Origin of the sequence: Bacillus sp. DNRA2 (assembly GCF_012843265.1) — a bacterium.
Lineage (GTDB): Bacteria > Bacillota > Bacilli > Bacillales > Cytobacillaceae > Bacillus_BU.
Genome location: NZ_JABAIT010000049.1, coordinates 1 through 10701, shown reverse-complemented (window position 1 = coordinate 10701; position 10701 = coordinate 1). Strand labels below are relative to the sequence as shown.

The 10701-nt window shown below is 37.4% G+C and carries 13 protein-coding genes; 11 read left to right on the top strand and 2 right to left on the bottom strand.

Annotation, left to right across the window (positions count from 1 at the left end):
- Positions 1-149: 149 nt before the first annotated feature.
- The 4 genes from HHO41_RS21580 (at position 150) to HHO41_RS21565 (ending at position 3684) form a co-directional block, all read left to right on the top strand.
- The gene (locus tag HHO41_RS21580; RefSeq protein WP_169102573.1) at positions 150-923 is read left to right on the top strand and encodes a class I SAM-dependent methyltransferase; all 774 of its coding nucleotides are present in this window, start codon (positions 150-152) and stop codon (positions 921-923) included.
- Between the two features lie 90 nt (positions 924-1013).
- A complete protein-coding gene (locus HHO41_RS21575; RefSeq protein WP_169102571.1) occupies positions 1014-2198 on the top strand; it encodes an LL-diaminopimelate aminotransferase in 1185 nt (394 codons plus the stop codon).
- A 17-nt stretch (positions 2199-2215) separates the two neighbouring features.
- Entirely contained in the window at positions 2216-2845 is a 630-nt protein-coding gene (locus HHO41_RS21570; protein WP_169102569.1) for a YpjP family protein, read from the top strand.
- Between the two features lie 74 nt (positions 2846-2919).
- Positions 2920-3684: a TerC family protein gene (locus tag HHO41_RS21565; RefSeq protein ID WP_169102567.1), complete on the top strand. Its 765-nt coding sequence runs from the start codon at positions 2920-2922 to the stop codon at positions 3682-3684.
- Between the two features lie 63 nt (positions 3685-3747).
- Here HHO41_RS21565 and HHO41_RS21560 read toward each other — a convergent pair whose 3' ends face one another.
- Complete coding sequence (locus HHO41_RS21560) at positions 3748-4155, bottom strand: GIY-YIG nuclease family protein (RefSeq protein ID WP_169102565.1); 408 nt, start codon at positions 4153-4155, stop codon at positions 3748-3750.
- Positions 4156-4192: 37 nt separating this feature from the next.
- On the opposite strand from HHO41_RS21560, the gene HHO41_RS21555 reads away from it, so the two are divergent.
- The 4 genes from HHO41_RS21555 (at position 4193) to HHO41_RS21540 (ending at position 7108) form a co-directional block, all read left to right on the top strand.
- Positions 4193-4894 carry an anthrax toxin lethal factor-related metalloendopeptidase gene (locus HHO41_RS21555; RefSeq protein ID WP_169102563.1) on the top strand — a complete coding sequence of 234 codons (702 nt, stop codon included), beginning with the start codon at positions 4193-4195 and terminating at the stop codon, positions 4892-4894.
- Positions 4895-4973: 79 nt separating this feature from the next.
- Positions 4974-5768 carry a thymidylate synthase gene (locus tag HHO41_RS21550; RefSeq protein WP_169102561.1) on the top strand — a complete coding sequence of 265 codons (795 nt, stop codon included), beginning with the start codon at positions 4974-4976 and terminating at the stop codon, positions 5766-5768.
- Complete coding sequence (locus HHO41_RS21545; protein ID WP_169102559.1) at positions 5765-6253, top strand: dihydrofolate reductase; 489 nt, start codon at positions 5765-5767, stop codon at positions 6251-6253. Before HHO41_RS21550 ends, HHO41_RS21545 begins: the two co-directional genes overlap by 4 nt.
- Before the next feature lie 138 nt (positions 6254-6391).
- Positions 6392-7108: a lysophospholipid acyltransferase family protein gene (locus HHO41_RS21540; RefSeq protein ID WP_169102557.1), complete on the top strand. Its 717-nt coding sequence runs from the start codon at positions 6392-6394 to the stop codon at positions 7106-7108.
- A 465-nt stretch (positions 7109-7573) separates the two neighbouring features.
- Here HHO41_RS21540 and HHO41_RS21535 read toward each other — a convergent pair whose 3' ends face one another.
- Positions 7574-7816 (bottom strand): hypothetical protein, encoded by a 243-nt coding sequence (locus HHO41_RS21535; RefSeq protein WP_169102555.1) that lies wholly within the window; start codon positions 7814-7816, stop codon positions 7574-7576.
- Positions 7817-7985: 169 nt separating this feature from the next.
- On the opposite strand from HHO41_RS21535, the gene ilvA reads away from it, so the two are divergent.
- The 3 genes from ilvA to tatC all read left to right on the top strand — a co-directional run bounded on the left by ilvA (position 7986) and on the right by tatC (position 10560).
- Complete coding sequence (gene ilvA, locus HHO41_RS21530) at positions 7986-9254, top strand: threonine ammonia-lyase IlvA (protein WP_169102552.1); 1269 nt, start codon at positions 7986-7988, stop codon at positions 9252-9254.
- 173 nt (positions 9255-9427) lie between these two features.
- Positions 9428-9622, top strand: a complete 195-nt coding sequence (locus HHO41_RS21525; protein WP_147533696.1) for a twin-arginine translocase TatA/TatE family subunit — start codon at positions 9428-9430, stop codon at positions 9620-9622.
- A 131-nt stretch (positions 9623-9753) separates the two neighbouring features.
- Positions 9754-10560, top strand: coding sequence for a twin-arginine translocase subunit TatC (tatC, locus tag HHO41_RS21520; protein WP_169102550.1), 807 nt, complete (start codon positions 9754-9756; stop codon positions 10558-10560).
- The last annotated feature ends 141 nt before the right edge of the window (positions 10561-10701 follow it).

The window sequence follows — 10701 nt, the reverse complement described above, 5'->3', positions numbered from 1 at the left end:
TACACACTGTAATATAAATTGAACCGCCGTATACGGAACCGTACGTACGGTGGTGTGAGAGGGGCGAAAATAATAATCTTATTTTCCCTCTACTCGATTACGGGAAGTTTAGTAAAATTCCGAGAGAAATGAGACATTAGAGGTGCACTATGTTTATCACGACTGCAGGACGTACTGATGGGCAAATGATTAATTTGACAAAACAGTTAGCCCATGAGCTTGCAATTCCTTATCATGATCGCAATAAACAGTCTGTATGGACGCTGCAAAAACAATTACAAGATGATTGTATTGTCTTCGGGAAAAATCGGATTGAATTATACCCATTTGGTGAGACGGAACCATTTTTCTTTCATCCAAATTCGGCGATGTTTCGAATAAAACGCCTGTTAAACGGAGAACATGACCCGTTTCTTGATGCAGCCGGGCTAAAACCCGGAATGTCCATGCTTGATTGTACGGTTGGTCTTGCTTCAGATAGTATTGTCGCAAGTTTTGGCGTTGGTGAAATGGGACAAGTCATTGGGACCGAAGCGAATCAATATTTAGCATTTATCGTCACACGTGGATTGCAAGAATGGGATTCGGGGCTACCTAGTATGAATGAAGCAATGAAACGGGTTAAGTTACACAACACACATTCGTTAGAATTTTTAAAAACACAGCCTAATGACAGTTTTGACGTAGTTTATTTTGATCCAATGTTTGAAGAACCAGTCATTGAATCAGATGGAATCAAAGCATTAAGCCAATTTGCTCTTCATGAGAATCTGAATGATGAATTGATTCATGAAGCATTGCGAGTTACTAGACAAAGGGTGGTTCTTAAAAATCATTTTCGTAGCAATCGGTTTGAAAGATTTGGTTTTGAGGTAATGAGACGAAAGAGTGCTAAGTTTCATTTTGGTATTTTAGAAAAATGATTCCAGAAGCCCCCTTTTTCTTTCATCGAAAATAAGAGTATAATAGAACGTAATTATAATAGAGTTGGATGATTTATTGGAGGAAGGGTAATGAAAATCGATTCTGCGGAGCGCATGAATGCTTTTACACAAAGTGTTTTTGCTGAGTTAACACAATTAAAGAAACGAAAGCTTTCACTGGGCCATCATGTAATTGATTTAAGCATAGGGAGTCCGGATCTTCCTCCTCCTGTATTTGTAAGAGAAAAGCTAGCTGAAATGGTGACACATAAGGATGCATACGCCTATTCCTTAGTAGGTACTGCAGATTTCCACCAAGCAGTCTCAGCGTATTATCGACGAAGCTTTTCAGTATCAATAAACCCAACAGATGAGGTACTGTTATTAATGGGTTCTCAAGATGGTTTGGTCCATCTACCCTTGGTTTTATGTAATCCTGGCGATTATATTTTGATGCCTGATCCAGGTTATACCGCATATTTTGCGGGAGCTAAACTTGCTTCAGCTGAAATTTATCCCATGCCATTACTGGCGGAAAATCAATTCTTACCTGATTTAGAGGCGATTCCTCTCGATGTACTGGTGATAACAAAATTAATGATTCTTAATTTTCCAGGTAATCCAGTCCCGGCAATGGCTACACCAGAATTCTTTAAGAAGGTTGTTGAGTTTGCCAAAAAGCATCATATCGTTGTGCTGCATGATTTTGCTTATTCTGAGCTATATTTTGACGAAAAGCCAATTAGCTTTCTGTCGATACCTGGAGCGAAAGATGTTGGGATTGAAATGAATTCCCTTTCGAAAAGTTTTTCAATGGCCGGTTGTCGAATCGCGTATGCATTAGGAAATCCAGAGCTGATCAGTATGCTTAATCAATTAAAGACCAACCTTGATTATGGTGTTTTTTTACCAATACAAGCAGCTGCTTCATTAGCTTTAACTGACAGCTCTGATTACCTTGAAGAAAATCGGATGATTTATAAACGTCGTAGAGATTTATTAATATCAGGCTTAGCGGAACTCGGTTGGCAAATTGATAGTCCCAAAGCATCTATGTTTATATGGGCGAAAGTTCCAGAAGGATTTACTTCAACTGAATTCACGGTGCAATTGCTTGAGAAGGCAAATGTTGTGGTAACACCTGGAAATGCATTCGGACGTTGGGGAGAGGGGTACGTAAGGATTGCGTTGGTTCAGCCAGAATCTGAAATAATTGCTGCGCTCCAAAATATTAAAGCATGTGGAATTCTTAACCATTATAAAATACAGCCATAGAAAGGAGCTGATAGTCCATGCCAAAATGGTTGCAAAAGTCACTCGTCGTTTTAATTTCGGTATTCACATTTGGACTTGTTGCTCCACCACAATCGTTATTAATTGACAAGACTAGTGCCCAGAAAACCTTAGAACGTGAAATGGTAGAACAAAGTACTCTTGAAGCTTCTTCTGTAAGCCTTATTGATTCGCAAAATGAAAATTTGTTAGATGAACGCGAAGAAAATCTGCAGTCAAATAAGCAAAAATGGGTACAATTACGTGTAAAGGATGCAAAAGAGCTTTCCTTTCAAAAATTTGGTGATCGTATCAAGCCGAAAATTGAAGGTGAATTCGAGAATGTCATTTTGCCGAATATTGAAAAGGTTATTAGCATTGTCGCCGAGCAATATCCAGAAGAAGACCTGGTTCATTTAGCTATTTCAGAAGGACCTGGTAAAGGGAAATCGGAAAAAATCTTTCATATTACAGATGAGCAAACTGGTTTGGATGTAATCCGTTTCCATGTTCGTCGTGATCAACCTCCGCACGATGGATATTGGTTTAATTTTCACTATCATACCTATCATGATGATTTTCAAACGCACCATGATTTAGGTGCCATATACTGGGCGAAAAATACTCCTCCAAATTGGATGAGTTCTTAAACATGAATAAAAGACAGTCATTGACACGATGATATCTAGGGATAAAAGTAAGTTTTATGAATGGGGAGCTTTAAATGATTCAGGGCTTTTTAGACACATATGCTCAGTTTTTTGATCTAAGTATGTGGGTACAAGTATTAACTGACCCTGTTAGTTGGGGATTAATTGGAACACTTGTTGTTCTTGAAGGATTGTTATCAGCAGACAATGCTCTTGTGCTTGCTGTGATGGTGAAACACTTACCAGTAAATCAACGCCGTAAAGCGCTGTTCTATGGGTTGTTGGGAGCATACACCTTCCGTTTTATCGCGATCGGGGTGGGCGTTTATTTAATTGAATTATGGTGGGTAAAAGTACTGGGTGCTGGCTACTTAGCATGGTTATCCATCAAATACTTTATCGACCGGAAAAAGGACATTCATGTTGATGAAGAGGTTGACGGTATAAATCAAAATGGTTTAATATTTAGACTTTTTGGGACGTTTTGGGGTACTGTCGTATCAGTTGAGTTAATGGACGTTGCATTTTCAGTTGATAGCGTTTTGGCAGCATTTGGAATAAGTACCCAAGTTTGGGTTTTGTTAATGGGGGGGATACTGGGCGTCCTCATGATGCGTGGGGTTGCAGGTATTTTCTTGAAATTGATAGACCGCATTCCAGAACTCGAAGCATCGGCCTATATTTTAATTATGATTATTGCCGTTAAAATGCTTTTAGGTGTCTTTGGTCTACATATCGACCATATCTATTTCTTTATTATTTTGTTGATTACATTTGGTGCGACATTCGTTGTGCATTTTACAAAGAAAAAGAAGACAAGCAGTCAACCAGGAAATTAGCATTTATGCTTTGTAGATGAAAATGACTGATATAATATCTTTCTGAAAAAAGAGCAGTTACAATCATGACGATTGTGACTGCTCCTTTTTGCTGTGGTGAGCACCGAGATAAATCAGGTGCGAACGACATTTGCAATCCGATGCCCCAAAGCCCGGGATGGGTAAAGTACCCTCCTTTGTTTTCCTTAATTTCTCAGCAAGACTGCACTCTCCGTCTCCAAGCTCGTATGTTATAATTTTAGTAATCTCGCAAAATGGCCGTAAATAATCGATGTGCCACCTTTTAACTTTATCCACCTTTTTATGGCGATTTAACCGGGAGATGATCGCTCTTTTGGCGCTTCCAATATATATATATGTTCCTCTTTGAAAATGAAAGGTTCCGAGTTTACCAACAGTGATGATTTGGTCCCTATCTAATTGAAGCTCGACTGAATATAGAACATGCATATCATTTATCTTCTCTATCATCATATACCTCCAATCTTACTTGAAAGGAGAAGAAGCAATGCGTAAATTATTTTTCATCACCATGGTGATTGCCTTCTCCGTTCCGTTAATAGGTCATATACAGGCAGATGAAACAGGAACTTCCCTTAAGGATTTTAGTCAAACTACACCAATAATGCAATCGTTTAATTTACAATCCGAGGACATTCTTGGAGAAATCATTTATTTACCAGAGGCTGAATTTGACGAGCGAGAGGCAAGGGCGATCATCTCTCGTTTGGATATGCTTCCGACTTCTATTTTAGAGAAAATAAATAAAGCAGGAATCGAGATTCATTTATTTGAAGGGAAATTAACTGATCAGCCCGCTGCTGCTCATTTAAAAGGTGAGATTCCCCGAGGTTATAAAAGCAATAAGACCTGGGATGATGTTCCAGGTGTCGGGGGGAGTAAAACCGTTTTAGTAAAAATCGGTGCAAGTGAAAAAGGCAACGGACATGGTTCTATTAATTTGGAATTGCATGAATTGGCTCATTCTATCGATCGATATGTATATGATGAAATCCGTTCGAATCCCGTGTTCGTTGAGATTTGGGAACAAGAGTCCGATCTATTGTTTCCGAAACAAGCCTATTTCCTAACGTATCCCGAAGAATATTTTGCTGAAACGTTTGCGATGTACTACTTTGGTGAAGGATCAAGAGAAATATTAAAAATGAAGGCGCCAAAAACGTTCGATTTTATTGAAAGCTTATCCTAGTTTTTATTACAAGTTAACGTTAAAATAAAAACTATATGTGTTTTTCAAACAATGATACGTCAGAGAAGGTGTGTTTTAAATGGAACAATATTTGCAATTATGTACGGATGTCTTAAATAATGGTGTCAAAAAGGAAGACCGAACCGGGACTGGAACCATTAGTATTTTTGGTCATCAAATGAGATTTGACTTAGAAAAAGGATTCCCATTAATGACAACCAAAAAGCTGCATTTAAAATCAATCATTCATGAATTAATTTGGTTTTTAAATGGCGATACCAATGTTCAGTATTTACAGGACAACGGCGTAAGAATTTGGAATGAGTGGGCGGATGAACGAGGAAATTTAGGCCCCGTCTATGGCCATCAATGGCGATCTTGGACAGGTGCTGATGGGCAAACTGTCGACCAAATAAGTGAATTAATTGACCAATTGAAAAGTAATCCCGATTCAAGACGCTTAATTGTGAATGCATGGAATGTTGCAGATATACCAAAAATGGCGCTGCCTCCTTGCCATTGCATGTTTCAGTTTTATGTAGCAGACGGAAAACTGTCTTGCCAGTTATATCAAAGATCTGCTGATGTATTCCTTGGCGTGCCGTTTAATATTGCTTCATATGCACTACTTACCATGATGATTGCTCAAGTTTGCAACCTCGAGCCAGGTGAATTTGTTCATACCTTTGGTGATGCACATATTTATTTAAATCATCTTGACCAGGTTAAGTTGCAGCTTTCAAGAGAGCCACGTTCTTTACCAATAATGAAAATTAATCCTGATGTTAAGGATATTTTTAGCTTTAAGTTTGAAGATTTTTCGTTGGAAGGCTATGACCCACATCCACACATCAAGGGGGTCGTAAGTGTATGATTTCATTGATTTGGGCAATGGATGAAAATCGGGTCATTGGAAAGGATAATCAGCTTCCTTGGCATCTCCCAGAGGACCTGAAGTTTTTTAAGCGTACTACGATGGGGCATCCCATTGCGATGGGGCGAAAAACACATGAGTCGATTGGTCGACCATTGCCAGGAAGAGAGAATATCATTATTACAAGAAGTCGCGATTATCAAAGTGAAGGATGTACTGTGGTGCATTCTGTGGATGAATTTATTAGCTATTCAAAAGCGCTTAGTAGTGACGAAGTTTTTGTGATTGGTGGAGCGGAAATCTTCCATTCAGTTTTTCCATATGCAGACCGTCTTTATATTACTAAAATTCACGATATTTTTCCTGGAGACACTTATTTTCCAGAAATTGATATGAATGAATGGGACCAAATCTTTAATGAGCAAGGCATCAAAGATGAAAAAAATCCATATGATTATGAGTTCTTTATCTATGAACGGAAGTAGTGTTGTGAAAACACCAGAGTGGCTCAATGAGTTCCTCTGGTGTTTTGTGTGTCATAAACTTTTTGATTTTTATCACCCCGCTCCGACACGAATTTGATTTATAATGGAGATTGCAGATTTTTTAGGAGGTTGATTGCAATGCTTCGATTAATAGCTTTCTTTAGCTATTTTGTTGGATTCTTAATTTGTAGTGTTCCCACTTTATCCAAAATGAAAAAATTAGATCCGAGAATCCCAGTCGCTGTAAGGGATGCAACTATACATAAAATTCCACAAAGATGGTCCAGTACCATTATGAAAATAACTGGCTCAACCATTATCGTTGAAGGGGAAGAAAACCTACCGGAAGGACCGGCTTTGATTGTATGCAATCATGTCGGAGATTTTGATATCCCAGTATTATTATCGTCTATTAAGAAGCCATTTGGATTTATTTCTAAAATTGAGGTAAGCAAGGTTCCTATTTTATCAGACTGGATGGCAGTCATGAACTGTGTTTTCCTCGATCGCGCTGACCGAAGACAGGCAATTAAAACAATCAAATTAGCGATAGAAAAAGTCAAAATGGGTCACTCGCTCATTTTATTCCCTGAGGGTACAAGAAGCAAAGGGGGACCAATGGGAGAGTTTAAAACGGGTGGGTTTCGAATTGCTGTTGATGGTCAAGTCCCAATCGTGCCGATAGCAATCAGTGGTACGGCAGATGTTTTTGAAAAGAATAATCGCTTAGTTCGACCAGCAACGATTAAGCTAAAAATCGCTAAACCGATTGAATCTCACCTACTTGGTCAAGTTCAAGTAAAGGATTTGGCAGAAGACACAAAACAGAGTATTTTAGAAAATTTAAATAAATAATAAAAGGCTCTATTCTAAAAGAATGTTGCGTTTTGGATGAGAATGTTTGGAAGCAAAAATTAGCGGACATCCAATCCTTTATTTGTGCTAATAACGGTATTTTCGAGATGGAAGCGGACATTGAATCCTCTTTTTGCCCAAATCACTGTCCAACTTTCATGATTTTGGCTAAATAAGGTATCTGATGTCCGCAAACCTTTTTAATGAAGGATTTTACTGCAAATAAGGTACTCTGTGTCCGCTAGAAACCTGTGTTTATAATAATCTTGTTCGAAGGGTTACACCTAGAACGCGCTAAAAAGCAACATTCTTTACGAAAACAGCTTAATAAAAAGACTGTCCTAAGGTATGAGTCTGTAAACTAGGACAGTCTTTTTATTTAGATTGATAACTGTACGGCAACCATTTACTTGAAATATTCTCATTAGGGCGAATTACTTGGTTTAGGGGTTAATTAATCAAATTCTAACCAAAAAGACTAGAGCTGGTATCATACGAATCAAGCCTGTTCATCATGCCTTTAAATTCGCTACTATCACAAAACTCATCTTCTCGAAAATTTGATTTAACCCATTCAATTAGCTCCCTTGGACTATTAAATACCTCACCACTCATATCACTCTTTCGAATCATAAATCTACCGTTATCCTCGTCGATTGTAATTTCTACAGGTAAGGCACTGTCAAGGCTGCATAATGAAAATTCCAATATTTTCACCCCAATTTTCGTTTTAACTAGTATATGTTTATCCCCTAATTTTTTATCCGTTAAAAAAGATTGTAAAAATGAAAATTTTTAAAAAATAACATTGAAATCAACTTTCAAAGTGGTATAATTTACGAATATTAATAAAGGTATAAAGGAAGAAGGGTAAGATATGGAACAGAAGGTAATCAAGAAGAAATGGGTGCAGGTAGAAGACATTCTAATTGCAAACCAGAAGCTTAAGGATATCGTTGCCCATACTCCATTACAAAAAAATGAGCGGTTATCCGAGAAATACAATTGTAATGTATATTTAAAGCGTGAGGATTTGCAGCATGTTCGTTCGTTCAAATTGCGTGGCGCTTATTATATGATGAATACTTTATCACAAAAAGAATTAGCCAATGGTGTGGTTTGTGCGAGTGCAGGAAACCATGCTCAAGGTGTGGCTTTTGCATGTAGACAATTAGCTGTACACGGGAAAATTTTCATGCCAACTACAACACCAAGACAAAAAATTAGCCAAGTTGAAATGTTTGGTAGAGATTTTGTGGAAATTATTTTAGTAGGGGACACATTTGATGACTCTTATAAAGAAGCGAGAGCCTGTGCTGAAAGTGAAAATCGTCAATTTGTTCATCCATTTGATGATGAACGAGTAATTTCAGGTCAAGGAACAGTTGCTGTGGAAATCCTCCAAGATTCAGAAGACCCAATTGATTATATGTTCGCGACTATTGGCGGTGGCGGTTTAATGGCTGGACTAGCAACTTATACGAAAAGTGTATCACCACAGACAAAAATGATTGGTGTCGAGCCTGAAGGCGCAGCGTCTATGAAATTCTCGTTGAACAATAAACAAGTGACTGCGTTGCATGAAATTGACAGTTTTGTTGATGGAGCTGCAGTAAAGTGTGTAGGTCAAAAGACATTTGATATTTGCCAAAGTCTTGTTGATGATATCATTCCTGTACCTGAGGGAAAGGTTTGTACAACCATTCTTGAGCTCTATAATGAACATGCGATTGTTGCTGAACCTGCAGGTGCAATTCCAATTGCGGCTCTTGATTTTTATCGTGAGGAAATTAAAGGCAAAACGGTTGTCTGCGTCATTAGTGGTGGAAATAATGATATCTCGAGAATGCAGGAAATTAAAGAGCGTTCTCTACAATTCGAAGGGCTATTGCACTATTTTATTGTGAATTTTCCACAACGTGCAGGTGCTTTAAGAGAGTTTCTTGATGAAGTATTAGGACCAACTGATGATATTGTCCGTTTTGAATTTACGAAGAAAAATAATAAAGAAAACGGTCCGGCATTAGTAGGAGTTGAACTGAAATATCCATATGACTATGAAGCTTTAATTACGCGGATGAAGAAAAAAGGCTTCCCGTATACGGAGCTCAACAAAAATGAGCATCTATTTAATCTCCTCGTATAGTTATATCTGAGCCATAATAGGTGAACAATATAAATATTAAAAATCACATATCACGAAGTATTGCTTTCTTTTTTGAATAAATTGTGAACAATATGATTATGGCAATACAAATTTACGTTTTAATACTATAATCATGGTAGCATTATATTAACTCAATGTTAGGGGATGTACTTATGCTTTCAAATATCGGTGTGCCTGGATTAATTTTGATCCTTGTTCTTGCACTTATTATTTTTGGACCAAAAAAATTACCAGAAATCGGTCGTGCTTTTGGTCAAACACTACGCGAATTCAAAAAATCTACTCGTGAACTTACAAGTGATGTTATGGAAGAATTTGAAGAGGATAAGAAAAAAGCTACAAAATAAAAGGTGTAAGATTTATCTTACACCCCTTTTTTTGAAATAGGAGTAGTAAATTGTTGTTATAAGGACAGTACTACCTTAGATGGTACTTTTCTGATTACACCGTTGAGATTTTTAGTGGCAGGGGTTTGAATATGGAAGATAAAGAGTTAGGTCTGATTGAACACTTAGATGAATTGCGAAAACGCTTAATTATAACTGTTGCATCATTAATCGTATTTTTTATCATCGGCTTTATGTATGTCGAAGAAATTTATGCGTGGTTAGTTCGTGATTTGGACGTAAAATTGATCGTTCTAGGTCCAAGTGATATTGTTTGGGTTTATATCATGTTGGCATCCATCATTGCAATTGCTGCGACGATCCCAGTTTTGGCGACACAAATTTGGTTGTTCGTAAAACCTGCATTAAAACCAAATGAAATTAAAGTTACTTTAGGATATATTCCTGCTTTGTTTATCTTATTTGTAATAGGTATTGCGTTTGGTTATTTTGTGATTTTCCCAATGGTTTTAGGCTTCTTAATCAACCTTGGCGGAGAGATGTTTGTAACGAACTTTACTGCGGAAAAATATTTCCGTTTTGTCATGAATATGACTCTCCCGTTTGGAGTGCTCTTTGAATTACCAGTCGTGGTGATGTTTTTAACTTCGCTAGGTATTGTTAATCCTTATGTTTTATCAAAGCTACGCAAGTACGCATATTTTGTTTTGGTATTTATTGCAATCATCATTACTCCACCAGACTTTATGTCTGATTTTCTTGTAACGCTTCCACTTCTGTTATTGTATGAAATCAGTATCAATCTTTCGAAGATTGTTTACAAACGTAGGATGAAGAAAGCAAAAGAATGGGAAGAAAAATTTGGTGGGGATTTAGATGAAGACGATTATGGTGATCAGGACACTGAAGAAGAGTCTTCTAAATCCGAAGTGAAATAATATACTAATGTAATAATTTTAAGCTGTCGATCATTCGACAGCTTTTTTTATTGTTTAGGAAATTATAAAATTCTCGACTTGTGGATAACTGTTCGATACACTGTTCGTATAAATCCTTAGGGGAATGGATATGGGTAAACA